General features: G+C 69.9%; 8 protein-coding genes. All 8 read left to right on the forward strand.

The features are described from left to right. The first annotated feature begins 28 nt into the window (after positions 1 to 28). The 8 genes from ACFSJG_RS04040 (at position 29) to ACFSJG_RS04075 (ending at position 19,683) form a co-directional block, all read left to right on the forward strand. A complete protein-coding gene (locus tag ACFSJG_RS04040; RefSeq protein ID WP_417716588.1) occupies positions 29 to 12,205 on the forward strand; it encodes an amino acid adenylation domain-containing protein in 12,177 nt (4,058 codons plus the stop codon). A gap of 47 nt (positions 12,206 to 12,252) precedes the next feature. Beyond that, on the forward strand, positions 12,253 to 13,308 hold the full coding sequence (locus ACFSJG_RS04045) for an ABC transporter substrate-binding protein (RefSeq protein WP_378483922.1): 1,056 nt from the start codon (positions 12,253 to 12,255) through the stop codon (positions 13,306 to 13,308). Between the two features lie 2 nt (positions 13,309 to 13,310). Then, on the forward strand, positions 13,311 to 14,585 hold the full coding sequence (gene entS / locus ACFSJG_RS04050; RefSeq protein WP_378483923.1) for an enterobactin transporter EntS: 1,275 nt from the start codon (positions 13,311 to 13,313) through the stop codon (positions 14,583 to 14,585). A gap of 45 nt (positions 14,586 to 14,630) precedes the next feature. After that, on the forward strand, positions 14,631 to 14,861 hold the full coding sequence (locus ACFSJG_RS04055; protein WP_378483924.1) for a phosphopantetheine-binding protein: 231 nt from the start codon (positions 14,631 to 14,633) through the stop codon (positions 14,859 to 14,861). A gap of 54 nt (positions 14,862 to 14,915) precedes the next feature. Beyond that, positions 14,916 to 15,863, forward strand: a complete 948-nt coding sequence (locus ACFSJG_RS04060) for an endonuclease/exonuclease/phosphatase family protein (RefSeq protein ID WP_378483925.1) — start codon at positions 14,916 to 14,918, stop codon at positions 15,861 to 15,863. Further along, the gene (locus tag ACFSJG_RS04065) at positions 15,860 to 16,843 is read left to right on the forward strand and encodes a glycosyltransferase family 2 protein (protein ID WP_378483926.1); all 984 of its coding nucleotides are present in this window, start codon (positions 15,860 to 15,862) and stop codon (positions 16,841 to 16,843) included. Before ACFSJG_RS04060 ends, ACFSJG_RS04065 begins: the two co-directional genes overlap by 4 nt. Continuing rightward, complete coding sequence (locus ACFSJG_RS04070) at positions 16,840 to 17,745, forward strand: glycosyltransferase family 2 protein (RefSeq protein ID WP_378483927.1); 906 nt, start codon at positions 16,840 to 16,842, stop codon at positions 17,743 to 17,745. The genes ACFSJG_RS04065 and ACFSJG_RS04070 overlap by 4 nt, the downstream gene beginning before the upstream one ends. A 222-nt stretch (positions 17,746 to 17,967) precedes the next feature. Then, positions 17,968 to 19,683 carry a flavin-containing monooxygenase gene (locus tag ACFSJG_RS04075; RefSeq protein ID WP_378483928.1) on the forward strand — a complete coding sequence of 572 codons (1,716 nt, stop codon included), beginning with the start codon at positions 17,968 to 17,970 and terminating at the stop codon, positions 19,681 to 19,683.

A 19,683-nucleotide genomic window follows, 5' to 3' on the forward strand; every position in this document is an offset into this window, starting at 1 on the left:
CGCGGCCGAGACGGTGGAGTGGAAGACAGTGCAGTTGGCGTTCCCGGTGACCGCTGCCCAGCGCAGCATCTACTTCGGTCATCAGCTCGACCCGGTCGGTCACCTCTACAACACCGGCATGTACACCGAGACCCTCGGTGACGTCGACTTCGACCGCGTCGTGGCGGCGTGCAAATCTGTCCTCGACCAGGCCGAGACCCTGCACGTGAACTTCGACGTCGATGCAGACGGTGAACTCGTGCAGACGCCCCGGGCCGGGCGCGACTACGAGATCCCCGTCCTCGACTTCCGCGGCGAAGCCGATCCCGAGGCGGCCTCCCTCGCGTGGATGCGGGAGCGCATGAGCACCCGTGTCGACCTCGCCACCGATCTGCTGGTCGAGTTCGCGGTCCACCGCGTCGGGGACGAGCAGATGCGGATCTACCAGCAGTACCACCACATCGTCAACGACGGCTACGGGTTCTCGCTGGTTCTGAACAAGGTGATGCGGGCGTACGTCGACGGCACCGCTCCGGACATGGCGAAGGAATGGTCCCTCGCCCGGTTCGTCGACGCCGACCTGGAGTACACCGGTGGCGATCAGATCGCCGTCGACCGGGAGCACTGGCTCACCGAACTCGCCGACCTGCCCTCCGTGCCTCGGCTCATCCCGGTCGACCACCCGCCCGCGCCCGGTGTCATCCACACGACCGTGACCATCGACGCCGAGCGGCGGGCACGTCTCGATGCGTACGGCAAGGAACACGGACTGCGGCTGCCGATGATCGTGATCGGTCTCCTGAGTGCCTACGTCGCCCGGGCCACCGACACCTCGGACATGGTGCTCGCGTTGCCCACGACCGCCCGCGGCACCCGCGAACTGCGAACCACGCCCGGCATGGTCGCGAGTGTGCTGCCCATACGTTTCGACGTCGGACCCGATGCTCGCGTCGCCGACGTCGCGAGTGCCGCCGACAAGAAGATGTGGGCCCTGCTCAAGCACGGCAGGTACCGAGGCGAGGCGATCGGCCAGGAACTCACGGCGCGGGATCCGAACTGGCGGCCGCCGGCCGTCGGCATCAACGTCATGCCGGCGTCGACGTCCCGGGTTCAGATCGGCCGGGAGTCCGACGCACACATGCTCGCCTCCGGCCCGGTCGGTGAACTCGAGTTCATCGTGCTGCTGCACAAGGCGTGGCAGCCGATCGAGATCGGGCTCCGCAGCCACCCGGGCAATGCGGACCGCTGCCTCGAGATCGCCGACGACCTGGCCGAATTCGTCGACGCCTTCCTTGCCGACACCGACACGGCCGTGTGGGCCCTGCCCGCGGCCGCCCCGACCGTCGCCGACCCGGACCGCGTCCACGACGAGGACGGCACCGGCCCGCTCGCCGTGCCGCCCGCGCTCGCCGCGCGCCGCGACGCGCAGCTCCCGGTCGACGCCACCCTCCGCAGCCTGCGGATCCCCGCACCCGAGGGCCTCACGCGGGACCAGCTCGCCGCCGCCGTCGACGCCCTCGTCACCCACCACCACGCGTTGCGCGCCACCCTGACCGCGCCCGCGCCGATCCTGTGGCTCCTCACCGTGGCCGAGACGGTGGACGCGGCGTCTCTGGTCCACGTGCTCGAACCGGGCGTGGACGTCACGGACCCGGCCCAGACGACCGGGGTGTCGCCAGACATCGCAGCGGGTCGCCCGCTGAGTGTCGTGTGGACAGGCGGAGACTCGGGGGAATTGACCCTGCTCGCGCCTGCGGGGCTCGTCGACGAACGGTCCTGGGCCGTGGTCGCCGAGGACTTCGCCACCGCGTTGCGAGGTGTTCGTCGTGGTCGCGTCGTCGCTCTGCCTGCGGTGCCCGTCTCCCTCAAGACGCACGCGCAGCGGTTCACGGCGGAGGCCGCACAGCCCGCCCGTCTAGCCGAACTGGTGACGTGGATGTCGGTGCTGGCGCCCGGCGCAGAGCTGGTCGCGCCCACGGACCAGTCCGGCCCCGCCGCCGGGGTCGAGGTGGTGCTGTCATCGCGCGAGTACACCGATGCGAGCACCGCCGTCCCCGCGCTCGTCAAGGGCGACGCCGGCGACGTGTGGGCCGCCGTAACCGCACTCGCCGTCTCCCGGTGGCGCGGAAACGGTGACGCCGCAGGCGAACTCCTCGTCGACCTGTGGCGCGACGGTCGCGAGGACGGCGAAACCGATCGCACCGTGGGACCGCTCGGCTGGTCGGCGCCCGCCCGGCTGATGCTGGGCGACGACGCGCTCTCCGCGCTGCGGTCCGCGAAGGAGCGAATCCGGTCCGCGGGCAGCATCGGCTTCCCGATGCTGCGGTACGCGAACGTGCAGGCCGGTCCCGCCCTCGCTGCGCTTCCTGCCCCGCAGGTGTCCGTGCGCGCAGGAGGCGACCGCATCGGACGCCGCGCTCTCGACGTCTGTGTCGACTCCGACGACAACGGCGGGGCCACCGTTCGGTTCGAGTCCGACCACGGACTCGGCGACGAGGCTCTCGCCGAGCTCGCGGTGCTGTGGCGACAGTCGCTGGCCGAGCTCGTGGAGCTCGCGGGCAGCGCCTCCGGATCGGCGCGGCTGACTCCGTCCGACCTGCGGCACATCGAGCTGACCCAGGAGGAGATCGACCGCGTCGAGGCCGTCGCGCCGGTGGTGGTCGAGGACATCTGGCCGCTGTCCCCGTTGCAGCGTGGACTGTTCTTCCAGTCCGTGTTCGACGACGCCCGCGACATCTACACCGCGCAGTTCTCCCTCGACTTCGGGCACCGCGTCGACATCGCCCGACTGCGAGCAGCGGCGGCGGCACTGCTCCACGAGAACCCCACGGTCCGTGCCGGTTTCACCAACGACGGACTGGCGGACCCGGTGCAGTTCATCGGCAGCGGCATCGAGGTCCCGTTCACCGAGGTCGACCTCTCTGGCCTGCCCGCCGACGGTCAGGAGGCGCGGGCGCAGGAGCTGATGGCAGCAGATCGCGCCAAGCCCTTCGACCTCACCTCCCCGCCCCTGTGGCGGATGCTGTTGCTGCACCTCGGCGACGGTGTGGACCGGCTCGTCGTGAACCGTGAGTTCATCCTGTGGGACGGCTGGTCCGGCGCGTTGTTCGTCGACCAGCTGCTCGCCCGCTACGCCGGTGAACCGGTCGCCGCGCCGGAGGCCGGCTTCACCGACTACCTGACCTGGCTCGCCGACCGAGACCCCGAGGCCGCGGCCTCGGCCTGGCGCGACGCCTACGCGGGCTTCGACACCCCCACCCTCGTCGCCGGCCCGAACAAGGGTGGCGTCCCCGTCGTCCCGACCCGCATCGAGTCGAACATCGACGCCGAACTCACCTCCGCGCTGCGCGAACGGGCGCGGACCAGCGGCGTCACGCTGAACGCGCTGATGAACGCGGTCATGGGTCTGCTGCTGTCCGCCGAATCCGGCCGCACCGACGTGGTGTTCGGCTCGACCGTGGCCGGACGGCCCACCGAGATCGTCGGCCTCGACCGGGTTCTCGGCATGTTCCTCAACACCGTGCCGGTCCGGGTGACCCTCGACCCGACCGAGACGGTCGGCGCGCTGCTGCGCCGGATGCAGAACGAGTACGTCGAGCGCATGGAGCACGAGTACCTCGGCCTCGGTGAGATCCAGCGTGCCACCGGCCACGCTCAGCTCTTCGACACCCTGTTCGTGCTGCAGAACTTCAAGAACGCCGCCGAGATGGAGGCGCAGTCCGCGAAGCACGACATCGTCGGCGAGGACAGCCTCGACCACACGCACTACCCGCTCGCCGTCGTCGTCTCGCCGGGCGAGACGCTCCACGTCAAGATCGACTACCGCGCCGACCTCGTCGCGGCGGGCCGCGCCCACGGCCTGCACGACCGGTTCGTGGACCTGCTCGCGACCGTCGCCCACGACGCCGACCGCCTGGTCGGCCAGGTGCCGGCGCTGAACGTGGCAGAGCTCGCCGCCGCTCGCGAGCAGTGGGCGCAGCCGCTCCCGGTCGTCGAGGACGCGACCATCGCCGAGATGCTCATCGCCAAGTCGGCGGAGATCCCCGACGAGATCGCGCTCGTCTTCGAGGCCGAGCGCGTCACCTACGGGGAACTCGCCGCCCGCGTCGAAGGGCTCGCGCGGCATCTGATCGAGTGCGGTGCGGGTCCGGAAACCGTGGTCGCGCTGGGCCTTCCGCGCACCGTGGACATGGTCGTCGCGCTGTTCGCGGTGCTGCGCGTCGGTGCCGCCTACCTGCCGCTGGAACTCGACCAGCCCGACGAGCGCCTCAAGGTGATCCTGGCGGACGCACTGCCCGTGCTCGCCGTGACCACCACCGCCGTGGAAACCCGACTGGGCCTCGACCCGCAGCGGTCTGTCCGGCTCGACGAGAAGCGCGACCGGGACGGCTCGCCGCTCACCGCCACCGAACTGGGCGGCTTCGCGCCCGGCACCCCGCATCGGCTCGACCACCCGGCGTACGTCATCTACACATCAGGGTCGACGGGCAAGCCGAAGGGCGTCGTCACGCCCTACCGCGGCCTGACCAACATGCAGCGCAACCACCAGGACGAGATCTTCGATCCGGTGGTCGCCGGTGAGACCGGCCGCCGGATGCGGGTGGCACACACGGTGTCGTTCGCGTTCGACATGTCGTGGGAGGAACTGCTCTGGCTCGTCGAGGGCCACGAGGTGCACATCTGCGACGAGGACCTGCGGCGTGATGCGCAGGCGCTGGTGCAGTACTGCGACCGGGCGGGCATCGACGTCGTCAACGTCACCCCCACCTACGCCACCGCGTTGATCTCGGAGGGCCTGCTCGACGAGGGCACCCGCCCCGACGGCACCGTCGCACACCGTCCGCCACTGGTGCTCCTCGGCGGCGAAGCCGTCCCGGATTCGGTGTGGAACCGGCTGCGGGACACCGATGGAACGCTCGGCTACAACCTGTACGGGCCCACCGAGTACACCATCAACACCCTCGGTGCGGGCACCGACGACAGCGACACTCCCACCGTCGGCACCCCGATCCGGGCGACCCGCGGCCACATCCTCGACCCGTGGCTGCGACCCGTCGTCGACGGTGTCGCAGGTGAGCTCTACATCGCGGGCGCCGGACTGGCCCGGGGCTACCTCGGCCGGGTCGACATCACCGCCGATCGCTTCGTCGCGAACCCGTTCGAGCCGGGGACGCGGATGTACCGCACCGGCGACTTCGTCCGTCGCCGTCCGGGCGTGGCCGAGGACTCCGTGGACGGGATCATCGACTACCTCGGCCGCATCGACGACCAGGTGAAGATCCGCGGCTACCGCGTCGAGCTGCACGAGATCGAGTCCGTCATCGAGGCGCATCCCGCCTCCGCGTCGGCCGCCGTCGTCGCGGTCGACGATCCCCTGGTGCCGGGCATGAAACGCCTTGCCGCGTACCTGGTTCCGGCCGACGGCGCCGGTGACGACGCCGTCGCCGCGGTGCTCGACCACCTGCGGGCGCAGCTTCCCGACTACATGGTGCCGTCGAGCCTGCAGGTCATCGACGCGATCCCGATGACGGTGAACGGCAAGCTGGACGTGAAGGCACTGCCGGCACCCGAGATGCGCGCGACCGCGGGCAGCCGTGAGCCGGCCACCGAGGCCGAGCGGGTGCTGTGCGACCTGTTCGCGGACCTGCTCGGACTCGAGAGTGTCGGCGCCGACGACGACTTCTTCGAACTCGGCGGCCATTCGATGATCGCCATGCGGGTCGTCAGCCGGATTCGTGCGGAGTTCGACGTCCAGCTGACCATCCGGGACCTGTTCGACGCCCGGACCCCGGCCGAACTCGCGCGCCTGCTGCCTGCCGCGGCGAGCGCGCTGCCGCCCATCGTCGCGGGTCCGCGGCCAGACTGCATCCCGCTGTCCGCCGCGCAGGAGCGGCTGTGGCTGCTCGCGGAAATGTCCGAGGACAGTCTCGGCTACCACTACGCACATGTCGCGCGCCTCGACGGGCCGGTCGACGTCATTGCGCTCGCTGCGGCGGTTCGTGACGTCACCACCAGGCACGAGAGCCTGCGCACGGTGGTCGAATCCGCCGACGGTGACGCCTACCAGGTGATCCTGCCCGCGGGCGGTGAACTCGAGGTCGTCGACAGCGACCCGGAGTCCACGGAGACGCGGGTGATCGAGCGGTTGACCGCGAACTTCGACCTGCGCACCGACGTGCCGTTGCGCGTCAGCCTGATCCGGGAGTCCCCCGATCGGCACGTCGTCGTGGTGGTGTTGCACCACATTGCGACCGACGAGTGGTCCGATGCGCCGCTGCTCGGCGACCTGACCCGTGCCTACCTGTCCCGGCTCGCCGGCGCCGAGCCGGACTGGGCGCCGCTTCCGGTGCAGTACGCCGACTATGCACTCTGGCAGCGGGACGTACTGGGCGAGAACGGAATCGAGGGGCAGCTCGACCACTGGCGCGGCGCACTCGCGGGCCTGCCCGAGGAGATGCCGCTGCCCACCACCAGGCCGAGGCCGGTCGCCCCGACCTACCGCGCGGGCAACGCGCAGGCCGTCATCGACGCCGACGTCGCCCGCGGACTGCGTCAGGTGGCCGACGCCCACGGCGGCACCATGTTCATGGCGCTGCACGCCGTCACCGCGGCGGTGCTGTCGCGGCTCGGCGCCGGCGACGACGTGGTGATCGGCAGCCCGGTCTCGGGCCGGTCCGACAGCGCCCTCGACGACCTCGTCGGGTTCTTCGTCGGCACCGTGGTCCTGCGCACCGACCTGTCCGGCGATCCGGCGTTCGGCGATCTCGTGGACCGCGTCCGCGAGGCGGACCTCGCGGCGATGTCCAACCAGGACGTGCCCTTCCAGCGTCTCGTCGAGGAGCTGGCGCCGGTTCGCGTCGAGGGCCGCAACCCGCTGTTCCAGGTGATGGTCAGCTACCTGCAGCGCCCCGCGGTGCTGCCCGACCTGCTCGGCGTCTCCACCCGCTGGGAGCAGCTGACCAACATTCGCGCGAAGTTCGACCTGAATGTCACCTTCGTGGAGGCCCCGGACACCGGGGACGTCACCGTCGTCGCCGAGTACGCCGCCGACCTGTTCGACCACGAGGCGGTGGAGACCGTCCTCGCGGCACTGCTGCGCGTCGCCGCCGCGGTCGCGGCCGATCCGTCGGTCCGGCTCGGTGACCTCGCACTCCTCGACGACGAGGAACGCTCGCGTCAGCTGACCGTCGGCGTCGGGCCGGTTGCGGAGTACGACGACGTCACCGTCGCGGAGATGCTCGCGCGGCGCGCCGCCCTCGACCCGTCGGCCCTCGCTGTGGTGGCCGGTACCGACACCCTGACGTCCGCCGACCTCGACGGCCGCTCGAACGCGCTGGCGCGCATGCTGATCGCCGACGGCGCAGGCCCCGGCGACCTCGTCGCGGTCGCGGTGCCGCGGTCGGTGGACCAGCTCGTCGCGATCCATGCCGTCGTCAAGTCCGGCGCGGCCTACCTGCCGATCGACACCGGGCTGCCCGCCGCGCGCATCGAGTACCTGTTCGCCGACGCGAAGCCGGTCCGGGTGCTGTCCACCTCCGCGACGGCGCTCCCGGACACGGCACCGCGCACCGACCTGGACGCGGCCGCGGTCCGTGAGCGTCTCGCCGGGCTGTCGTCGGAGCCGGTGACCGACGCCGATCGCCGCGAGGCACTCACGCCCGCGCACCCGATCTACGTCATCTACACCTCCGGTTCCACGGGAAACCCGAAGGGCGTGGTGGTCGCGCACCGCGCTGTCGTGAACCGGCTGAACTGGGTGCAGGACCGGATCCCGGTGACCACCGCGGATCGGGTGGCGCTCAAGACGCCCGCGACCTTCGACGTGTCGGTGTGGGAACTGTTCTGGCCGAACGTCAACGGTGCTGCCGTCGTGGTCGCCGGCCCGGACGACCACCGCGATCCCGACGCCGTCCTCTCCCTGCTCCGCGACGGCGGGGTGACCATCGCGCACTTCGTGCCGTCGATGCTCGAGGAGATGCTCGGCCTACCCGGGATCGATCTCCCGGCCCTGCGCCGGGTGGTGTGCTCGGGCGAGGCGCTGCAGTTCCGGACCGCCGCCCGATTCGCCGCCGCCGTTCCCGGGGCCGCGCTCGACAACCTGTACGGACCCACGGAGGCGGCCGTCGAGGTGACCCTCGCGTCCGACCTGGAGGTCGACGCGGCCGAGCGCACCGGTGCCACCCCCATCGGTGGACCCGGCACCAATGTGGCGCTCTACGTTCTCGATTCCCGGATGCGTCCGGTGCCTGCCGGGGTGTCGGGTGAGCTGTACCTCGGTGGTGTGCAGGTGGCCGACGGCTACCTCGGCAAGCCCGCGCTGACCGCCGGTCGATTCGTCGCCGATCCCCACGGTGCACCGGGCGCGCGGCTGTACCGGACGGGCGACCTCGTGCGCTGGGACAGCAGTCTCGCGCTGGAGTTCCTCGGGCGCATCGACGACCAGGTCAAGATCCGCGGCCTGCGGATCGAACTCGGTGAGGTCGAGACCGCGTTGGAGGGGTTGCCCTCGGTGGCCCGCGCCGTCGCGTCGGTGGCCCGGAACGCGGAGGGCGAACCGGTCCTCGTCGGCTACGTCGTCGCGGAGTCCGACGCGGCCGGCGACATCGAGCCGGCGACGGTACGGTCCGCGCTCTCGGGTGTGGTCCCGGATCACCTGATTCCCGCGATCGTCATGCCGATCGACTCGGTCCCCGTCAACTTCAACGGCAAACTGGACCGCAAGGCGTTGCCGCAGCCCGACTTCGGTTCGCAGGCGGAGTCGAGGGCCCCGCGGGACGAGTTCGAGGCCCGGATGTGCGCGGCCTTCGCCGAGGCGCTCGGCGTGGAGTCCGTCGGCATCGACGACGACTTCTTCGCCCTCGGTGGGCATTCGCTCACCGCGATCCGCCTCGTGAACGCTCTGCGGGCCGACCTCGGTGTCGACGTCGCGGTGCGCGCAGTTTTCGAGGCTCCAACCGTGGCGCAGCTCGCGCCGATCGCGCAGCGTGCGCAGGACACCGGTCGGCCCGAACTCGTTCCCGCTGCTCGCCCGGACACGTTGCCCCTGTCCTTCGCGCAGCAGCGCATGTGGATCCTGGACCGACTCGGTGCCGACGGCGGCGCGTACAACGTCCCGATCTCCTGGCGCGTGAACGGCTCCGTCGACGTCGTCGCGCTCGCGGAATCGGTGCGGGACCTGATGGTCCGTCACGAGGCGCTGCGCACCGTGTTCCCCGAGGTGGACGGAGCACCGCAGCAGGTGATCCTGCCCGCCGACGCAGTGGAAGTGAACCTCGACCGTCGCACGGTGCGACCCGAGGACGTGACCGCGGCCGCTGCAGAGGCAGCCGCTCACGGCTTCGACCTGTCGGCCGAGGCACCTGTCCGTGTCACCGTCCTCGAGGCAGACGAGGACACCGTCGTCGTGCTCGTGATCCACCACATCGCCACCGACGAATGGTCCACCCGGGCCCTGCTGACCGACCTCCTGGGCGCCTACGCCCAGCGCCAGGCAGGCAGTGCCCCGCAGTGGGAACCACTGCCGGTCCAGTACGCGGACTTCACCCTGTGGCAGCGGGAACTGCTCGGCGACGCATCCGATTCCGGAAGCCTCGCCGCACGGCAGGCCGACTTCTGGCGCGACACGCTCGGCGGACTGCCCGAGGAACTGTCGCTGCCCACCGACCGCACCCGCCCCGCACGGTTCAGCTACCGCGGCGGAGCCGTGTACCTGGCGCTCGACGCCGACGTGGTCGCCGGGCTGCGTGAGGTCGCCCGCACCAGCGGAACCAGCATGTTCATGGTGGTGCAGGCGGCGGTGGCGGTCCTGCTGCACAAGTCCGGTGCCGGCGTGGACATTCCGATCGGCACCCCGGTGTCCGGTCGCGGGGAACGCGCGCTCGAGGATCTCGTCGGGTTCTTCCTCAACACCCTCGTGCTGCGCACCGACCTGTCCGGAGACCCCACCGTCGCCGAACTGTTGCAGCGGGTCCGTGACACCGACCTGGCCGCCTTCGAGAACCGGGACCTGCCGTTCGAGCAGGTCGTGGACGCGGTTCTCGGGGCGGGAGCCCGGTCCCGCTCGGTGCATCCGCTCTTCCAGACGATGGTGGTGTACCTGACCGAACCGAGTCCGTCCGACGGCTTCGGGGGAGCGGCCGGTCTGACGCCCGAGCCGATCGCACCGACCACCGCGAAGTTCGACCTGTCCTTCGACTTCGTCGAGTACGCGGGCACGGACACGGTCGTCGGGATGATCGAGTACAGCTCCGACCTGTTCGATCACGAGACTGTCGAGCGTCTCGCGGCCGGCCTGACGACGGTCCTGCGGGGCATCGCCACCGGCGCGGCCGATCTCCGGCTGTCCGCTCTCGACGCGATCCCCGCCGCGGACCGCATCGACCTGACCCGGCGGTGGAACGTCAATCCGATCGACGTCCCGGACACCACCGTCGCGGCGCTGTTCGCCGACGCGGCGCAGCGGCATCGCCACGAGCCGGCGCTGATCGCCGGCCCCGTGGAATGGACGTTCGGCGAACTCGCGGAACGGGTCACCAGGCTGGCCCGCCTGCTGATCGAGGAGGGTGTCGGGCCGGAAGTGCCGGTGGCGCTGATGCTTCCGCGGACCGCGGACGCGATCACGGCCATCCTGGCGGTGCTGACCGCGGGCGGCGCGTACATCGCGTGCGACCCGCAGGCACCCGCGGCACGGACCGCCGCGGCCCTGGAGACGACGGCGCCGACAGTGGTCGTGACGACTCGCGAACTCACCGACCGGCTTCCCTCGGGAGCTGCCGCGGTCGTGGCGCTCGACGACCCGGTGATCACGGCGCGGCTCGCGGGCCAGAGCACGGCTCCCGTCGGAGACCGGGATCGGATCGTGCCGCTGCGCCCGGAGCATCCCGCGTACGTGGTGCACACCTCCGGATCGACCGGCGTGCCCAAGGCAGTCGTCGCCGTGCACCGCGGCCTGGTCACGCTGTTCCACAGTCACCGCGCCGATCTGTATCGGCCCACTCAGCAGCGCTCGGGCAGGGCCCGTCTCCGGGTCGGTCACGCCTGGTCGTTCGCATTCGACGCGTCCTGGCAGCCGCAGCTGTGGCTGCTCGACGGGCACGCCCTGTGCTTGGTGGACGAGGAGGTCCAGCGTGATCCGCGCAAGACGGTGCTGCAGGCGCAGACCCAGGAATGGGACTTCGTCGAGGTCACGCCGTCGCACCTGGTGCAGTTGATCGACGCCGGTCTCCTCGACGGCGAGCGGGTGCCCGCGTCGCTCGGGTTCGGCGGCGAGGCCGTCGCACCGCCGCTGTGGCAGCGCCTGCGGGACCTGCCCGGAACCGACTCGTACAACCTGTACGGCCCGAGCGAGAGCACTGTCGACGCGCTCGTCGCTCGCACCTCCGACAGCGAGGCACCCGTGACCGGTCGCCCGGTCGGGAACACCCGCGCATTCGTCCTCGACGAGTGGATGCGACCGGCGCCCGTCGGTGTCGAAGGCGAGCTGTACCTCGCCGGGGACGGGCTCGCGCGTGGCTACGGCGGCGAATCCGGCCGGACCGCAGAACGTTTCGTCGCCGACCCGTTCGGTGCGCCGGGCGCCCGCATGTACCGCACCGGTGACCGCGCCCGCTGGAACAGGGACGGCCGGATCCAGTACCGGGGCCGCTCCGACGACCAGGTGAAGGTCCGCGGTCATCGGATCGAGCCGGCGGAGGTCGCGGCGGCACTGCTCGCCGACACCGAGGTCGCGGATGCCGTCGTGCAGCCGCGCAGCGACAGAGGCGTTGTCCAACTGGTTGCGTACGTCGTGCCGGCCGGAGGCACGCTGGAGACGGATGCGGTGCGTCCCCTCGACACCGACGCGCTGCGTCGTCGCCTGCGGACGGTGCTGCCCGACTACATGGTTCCGGCGGCGGTCGTCGTCCTGGACGCGTTGCCGACGCTGCCGAACGGAAAACTCGACCGGGCTGCCCTGCCCCGACCGCAGATCCGCGCGGCGGGGGAGTACCGGGCACCGACCACCGCGACGGAGGCCCTGCTGTGCGGGGCCGTCGCCGATCAGTTCGGCCTGGACCGGGTGGGCGTCGACGACGACCTGTTCGAGTTGGGCTGCGACAGCATCGGAGTGATGGCCCTGTTGAGCAGGCTGCGGGCGTCGGGCGTCGATATCGATGCCGCGCACGTGTTCGCGACCGGGTCGATCGGCGAGCTTGCCGCAGTGATTGACGAGACCGGAATCCGGTCATGACACACGAGAACCGCACGACGAACAACAGACCGCACGAAGGGGAACAGATGAACGCTCGTTGGACCAGGCGGCTCGGCGCCGCCGTCGCCGCCGCCACGGTGCTGTTGGGTGTGGCCGCGTGCGGCTCGGACTCCGACTCCGCCGACACCACGTCCGGTACCTCCGTCGTCGCCGACGCCGGACAGTTCCCGGTGACGGTGTCCGGCAAGTTCGGCGACTCGACGATCGAGGCGGCCCCCACCCGCGCCGTCCCGCTCTCGCCGCAGGACGCCGACATTCTGTTGTCCCTCGGCGTCACCCCGGTCGCCTTCCCCGTGGACGCCCAGAACCGCGCCGCCACCGGTGGCACCGGCATCTGGCCGTGGCAGCAGGACGCGCTGGGTGACACCACCGCCGTCGAAACCCTCGACATGGACACGGGTGCCGACTCCATCGCCGAGAAGATCGCCGTGCTCGAGCCCGACGTCATCGTCTCCACCGGCTTCTGGGGTCTCGACCAGTCCACCTTCGACCAGCTGAACTCGCAGGTCCCGGTCGTGCACTTCGACACCAAGGCCAACGGTGAGCCGTGGCAGGACTCGACCCGCAAGGTGGCTGCTGCGCTCGGAATTCCGGAGAAGGCGGAGGAGGTGATCTCGGAGGCCGAGTCGAACCTGCAGGCCGCCAAGGACGCCAATCCGACCATTGCGGGCAAGACCTACAACGCGATCATCGGTGACACCGGCGGTCAGCTGTCGGTGCTCGCGTCCGACGAGCGCGGCATCGGGCAGTTCCTCACCTCGCTCGGACTCGTCCTCAGCCCGTACGCGACCGCGCTCCCCGTCGATGCCGACGGCCGCGGCATCCTGTCCTACGAGAACATCAGCGAGATGAACGCCGACGTCGAGTTCGTCGTGTCGCCGACCGGCGACCTGGGCTACCTGACGAAGTTCGAGGCGTGGAACGCGCTGCCCGCAGTACAGAAGGGCGCCGTCGTGTCCCTCGCCCGGAACACGGGTCTGCCGAACGCGATCGGGTTCCCCTCGGCGATCTCCCTCGCATGGGCGACCGACCAGGTGATGCCGCTCATCACCGACGCCGTCTCCAAGAGCAACGCGGGCTGACCATGACCGACAGTGGCGTCTTCCTCGACGTGCGGCCGCTGCGCGAGAGCGCGGCGTTCCGGCGGGTGTTCATCGCCCGCACCATCTCGATCTTCGGTATCGGATTGCTGATGGTGGGTGTGCCGATCCAGATGTACGCCCTCACCGGGTCGTCCTTCCTGGTCGGTCTGGTCGCCGCCGTGGAAGGCGCCGCGTCCATGGGCGGCATGCTGATCGGCGGCACCCTCGCCGACCGCTACGACCGCAAGAAGCTGATCCTGTTCGCGCGCACCGTGTCCGGTCTCACCTTCGTCGGGCTCGCCGTCAACGCGATGCTCGCCGACCCGTCGTGGGTGGCGATCCTGGTGCTGTCGTTGCTCAACGGTCTGATCGGATCCATCAGCATCGCCGCGTTGTTCGCGGTCGTGCCGACACTCGTGCCGAAGGAACAGCTGGTCGGTGTCGGCGCGCTCAACGTGCTCAGCGCCCGCGCCGGTGCGGTCGTCTCCCCGGCACTCGGTGGCGTCGTCATCGCCGCGTTCTCGGTGTCCTGGAACTACTGGGTCGCCGCGATCGGTACCGCGATCACCATCGCCCTGCTCGCCGGACTCCCACCCCTGCCGGCGCCCACACATGCCGAGACCGCGCCGGGCGACCCGGGACAGGCTCCCGCCGAGCAGGATTCCGTGCCTGCCTTCATCCTCGGTCACCGCGTGATCGGCGGCGTGATGATCGCCGGCGTCGTCGCCATGCTCGGCAGCGGACTCCTCGTACTCGTGCCCGGCTTCGTCGACGAGCGATTCGGCAACGACTCCCGCGCCGCCGGGGTGCTGTACGCCGCGACCGCCGTCGGCGCCGTCGTCGCAACCGTCACCAGTGGCTGGCTCGGCAGGCTCACCCGTCCCGGCCTCGTGCTGCTGCTGGCACTGGCCGCGGGCTTCGCCGCGCAGGCCGTCGTCGGCTTCGCCGGTGCACTGATCGTCGCGGCACTCCTGCTGGTCGTCGCGGGCGCGATCACATCCGTCCAGGAAGTGCTGCGCTACTCGCTGATCCAGACCCACACGCCCGGACACATGCTCGGTCGGGTGAACGGCCTGTGGGCTGCGCAGGAGGTCGCGGGGGTGTCCGTCGGCGCCCTCGTCGCGGGCGCGGTCGGCGGCCTCGTCGCACCCTCGACGGCGATCGTCGCGTACAGCGCGGCGCTGTGCGGCGTCGCGCTGGTCCTGCTGGTGGTGCTCGGCACGCTGCGGCGAGCGGTCGCCACGCCCGCCGCCGACGAACCCTCCGTCGTCGTCTGACCACGACACCGTCGGACAACCCCCTCCACTTCGAAAGGCATCACCATGAGCTCGACCCTGACCCGAGACCGGATGCGCACCGACCTGGCCGCCATGCTCGAACTTCCCACCGACGAACTCACCGAGGAGTCGAACCTGCTCGATCTCGGGCTCGACTCGGTGCGGCTGATGTCGCTCGTGGAGCGGTGGCGCTCGGAGGGCGCCGTCGTCGACTTCGTCGACCTCGCGTCCGACCCGCAGCTCGGCGCCTGGTACGAGGTTCTCGGTGCGAACTGAGCACCGCCGATGACGCCGCGTGGCATTGGACGCCGCGCGGTGTACTGGTGTGCCGTGTGTGCGATCGCGGTTGCCGCGCTCGCCGCGGTGGCGCACGTCGTCGGACCCGAGAGCAACAAACTCATCATCCTGTCGTCGTTCGTCCCGCTGCTGCTCGTGATCGGCATCGTCGGGCTGGTCGCGCTGGCGGCGGTCCGTGCCTGGCGAACCCTGGTGGTCGGCGTCGTCGTCGTCCTGGCCGGGGTGTCGATGCAGGTGCCGCTGTACGTGCGCGACGCCCCCGAGGCGGTGACGGGGGGCGGGTCGATTCGACTGTTGCAGGCGAACATCCGGCTCGGCGAGGCCGACCTGGACGCCCTCGTCGACCTCGTGCGGTCCCGGTCCGTCGACGTGCTGACCGTCGAGGAACTGACCGACTCCGCGGTGGACGGTCTCCGGATCGCGGGCCTCGACGACCTGCTCCCGGAGACCTACCTCGTCCCGAAGGGCTCCGGCGGCGGTGGTACCGGCATCTACAGTCGTTTCCCGCTCCGGGACGCCGAACTGCTCGGTGACTTCTCGATGGCGAATCTCGTCACCAAGATGGACGTCGGTGACGGCCGCACGGTGACCCTCGCCGCCGTCCACCCGATGCCGCCCTACCCGTCCCCGTCGTGGATGTGGGCCACGGAGATGGAGAAGCTACGCACCCTGCTGCACGAGCGGGCCGCCGACGGCGACCCGGTCGTCGTCAGCGGCGACTTCAACTCCACCTATTCGCACAGTCGATATCGCGACATCCTCACCGACGGGTTCGCCGACGCGGGTGAACAGGCGGGCGCGGGTCTCGTAGCGACCTATCCGGCGGACCGGTGGTATCCGCCGGTGATCGCGATCGACCGGATCGTCCTCAAGGACGCCGTGGTGGGGGAGTACGAACGCGTGGAGCTGCCCGGATCCGACCACTACGGCATCTTCGCCACCGTCACACCGGAGTTCGCATCACGGGAGGTCGCCCCGTGAACCGCGTGAGCGTGGTGGTGCCGGTGTACCGCTGCCTCCCGTACGTCGAGGGCTGCCTGCGCTCGGTGCTCGCTCAGACCCGGCCGGTGGACGAGATCGTGCTCGTCGACGACCGCGGCGGCGACGAGTCGATGGCCGTGGCGGAGGCGCTTCTGCGCAGCCGGGATGCCGAGTTCCGCACCGTCACGCACGAGCGCAACCTCGGACTCGGCCGCGCCCGCAACTCGGGACTCGCTGCCGCGGCCGGCGATCTGATCTGGTTCCTCGACAGCGACGACGAAGCCGATCCACGCTTCGTCCAACACCTGACCCGGGCACTCGACGACACGTCGGCGGACTTCGCGTGCACCCGAACACAGCGCGTCGACGACGCCGGTCGCGTCCTACAGATCGACGAGGCGCCCTACGAGGCGACGGTGATGTCGGGAACCGAGTTCGCGCACCTGCTCGTCACAGGGAGGGCCAAGGCGTACGCGTGCACGAAGCTGTTCCGGCGCGAACTACTGGGCGACCGGCCCTGGGACGAGAACCAGGGCTACGAGGACATGGGGCCGTCCCTGCGGATGTCGTTGGCGTCCACCCGGGTCGCGCTCGTCGACGAGCCGCTGTACCGCTACCTCTACCGTGAGGGGTCCATCAGCACGTCGTTGAACCGCCGCACCTTCGACCTGTTCAAGGTCGAGCGTGACGTCCGCTCCGCCGTGTCCGGGGCGGGTCTCGGCGACCGGTGGGCGTCCGAGGTGCTCGGATTCCGCTACCGGGAGGTGCTGCGGTCCGTCGCGCACGTCGCGATGCGGGCCGACCACGCCGCCGCGTCCCGTCCTGAGTTGTACGACGAGGCGATCGCCCGCGTCCGCGGCGAGGTGTCCGTGCGTGACGTGGTCCCGTTGCTGCGTGCCGGCCACCGCCGCGAGGCCGTCTTCGCCGCGATACTCCGCGTCTCGCCCGGCCTCTATTCGACGATCCTGAGGTACCGATGAACACGCCCCTGGTCACCGTGCTGGTGCCGGCGTACAACGCCGCGTCGTACCTGCGGGAATCGATCGACACGATTCTCGCGCAGGACTTTCGGGACTTCGAGTTGCTCGTCGTCGACGACGGTTCCACCGACGACACCCCGGCTGTGCTCGCCTCGGTGGACGATCCTCGACTGCGGGTCGTGCGGCAGGACAACACCGGACTGGTCGGCGCGCTCAATCGCGGACTCGACGAGGCGCGCGGTGAGTTCGTCGCGCGAATGGACGCCGACGACCCGATGCCGGCCGGCCGACTCTCCGCGCAGATGCGCGCCATGCACGACGACCCGGGCCTGATCGTCTGCGGGACCGCCTACGAGCTGTTCGGTGCGATCACCGGTCGGGTCCGAATGCCGTTGAGCGACAACGCGTGCAGGCAGCGGATGCTGATGGGGAGTCCGCACTGCGGCGCGTCGGTGATGATCCGGTCCTCCGTCCTCGACCGCACCGGACTGCGGTTCCGGCCCGAGTTCGCGCACGCCGAGGACTACCGGATGTGGACCGAACTGTCGGAGCACGGGCGTCTGGGCAACCTGCCGATGGTGGGCTACCTGTACCGCATCCACGAATCCCAGGTGAGTTCACTGCATTCGGACGAGCAACGGCAGGCACACCTGCGCATCGCCCGCGAGCACGCGCTGGCGGTCGGTGTCCGTCCGTTGTCCGACGAGGCACTGACGGCCCTGCTGTGGTCGCCTGCGCCGAGTGGTCCGCGGCCGGTCGCTCTTGCTCGGGCTCTCACCAACATTGCCGGCCCCGCGGCCGCTGCGATCGTCCGGAGGCCGGGCGTCGAGACCGTCCGGTTCACCGGGCGCAAGGTTGTCGAGACGGTTGCCCGTGTCCGGTCCGCGCACGACACAGCCTGACCGAAACGTCCGAATTCTCCGAAATATCCTTCCTGTCAACGCCTTTCGTCAATCGACGCTCACTTGCGTGCTGCCTACATATGTTAGCCTCCCCTAACGCTCGACGATCGGGAGCCTGATGGTGAGGCCGATCGGATCGACCGGCGCGGGACGGGTCCCCGCGCGGACGTCCGCGTCCGAGCGCACCCACACTCGCTGCTCAGGAAATCTCGGAGGTATCTCGTGAAGGTCTGTGTCGTCGGAGCAGGACCCTGCGGGCTGACAACCGTCAAGCAACTCCTCGACGAGGGGCACGACGTCGTCTGTTACGACAAGAACGCCGACGTCGGCGGCATCTGGCTGCGCGACGAGGACGACGACGGGAAGATGAAGGCGTACGACAACCTTCACCTCACCATCTCCATGAAGCTGATGGCCTACTCGGATCACCCGTTCGCCGGTGACCGGGTGTTCTACACGCGGAAGCAGTACTTCGACTACCTGCGGGAGTACTCGGATCGCTTCCGCCTGAGCGAGAGCATCCGGTTCGACTCCGAGGTGACGAACATCGAGCGGCGGTCGAGTTCGTGGACGGTGACGGTTCGTAGTGGCGGCGTCGAATTCGCCGAGGAGTTCGATGCCGTCGCTGTGTGCTCGGGTCCGTTCAAGACTCCGAACCGGAACATTCGCGAGCTCGAGGGTTTCACCGGGGAGGTCGTGCATTCCTCGGAGTACCGGAACAACGAGCGTTTCCGTGGCAAGCGCGTCCTGGTGGTCGGGCTGGCCGAATCCGGCGCGGACATCGTCCGCGAGATCGGTGACGTCGCCGAGGCGTGCACCCTGTCGATCCGGTCCTACAACTACATCTTGCCGCGAGTCTTCAACGGCACCAGGACAACCGACCACGGTACGGTGCGATCGCACCACCACGAGATGCTTCGCCGGGCAACGGACCAGCCCTTCCCCTTCGACACGTTCTGGGGCCGCAGTCGCGTGGCGAAGGCAGCCTTCCTTGCCACGTCCGTGGTGCTCGGGGTGGTCACGACGGCGCTGGGTGCCCTCCGGGTTCTCCGGGACAGGCTGATTCCGTCGATGCGCCCGGCCAGGCCCGCGGTAGGTCCGATGGGCGAGCCCGCCGATCCGCCGAAGCTGGACATCGGGACGGTGCACAACGACGCGAACTGGCAGTTCATCCGCGACTGGAACCGCAAGTCCCACCCGGACGGAAGCTGGACCCAGAAGACCATCTTCTGCAAGAACGCCAGCTTCGTTCCGGGCATCGTCGAGGGCCGGGTGCAGCTGAACGACGCGGGGATCGACAAGGCAGAGGGCGCGCTCGTCACCTTCAAGGATGCGGCCACCGCCGAATTCGACACCGTCGTGCTCTGCACGGGCTTCAGCACCGACGAGCTCTCCATCGGTGACCTCCAGGTCAAGGAGGGCAACGTCCGCAACCTCTACAAGCACTTCCTCCACCCCGAACACCAGGGGACCGCGGCCTTCATCGGCTTCGTCCGCCCCTTCTCCGGCGGAATTCCGATCGTCGCCGAGATGCAGGCTCGCTACTTCGCCCGAGTGCTCAGCGGTGCGCTGACTCTGCCCCGGAACATCGACGAGATCATCGGCCGGGAGAAGGAATGGGAGGAGCACTTCACGGAGCTGAGCCCGCGGCACACCGAGTCGATCCCGTCGCAGGTGATCTACCTCGACTCGCTCGCGAAGGAGATCGGCTGCCTTGTTCCGATGCGGAAGATGATGCTCAACCCGAAGCTGTTCATCCAGCTCTGGTTCGGCAGCTTCAACCAGGCCGGCTATCGCATCGTCGGCCCGCACAACATGGGTGCGGCCGCCGTCGACGACCTCTTCTCGGAGTTCGTGGACAACCGCAGGGAGATGGCGCTCCGGATGTCACTGCTCCAGCTGATGCCGTCGTCCGTGCACCCGAAGCACATGATGTAG

It is taken from the genome of Rhodococcus gannanensis (genome assembly GCF_042681175.1).
Lineage (GTDB): Bacteria > Actinomycetota > Actinomycetes > Mycobacteriales > Mycobacteriaceae > Rhodococcus_G > Rhodococcus_G gannanensis.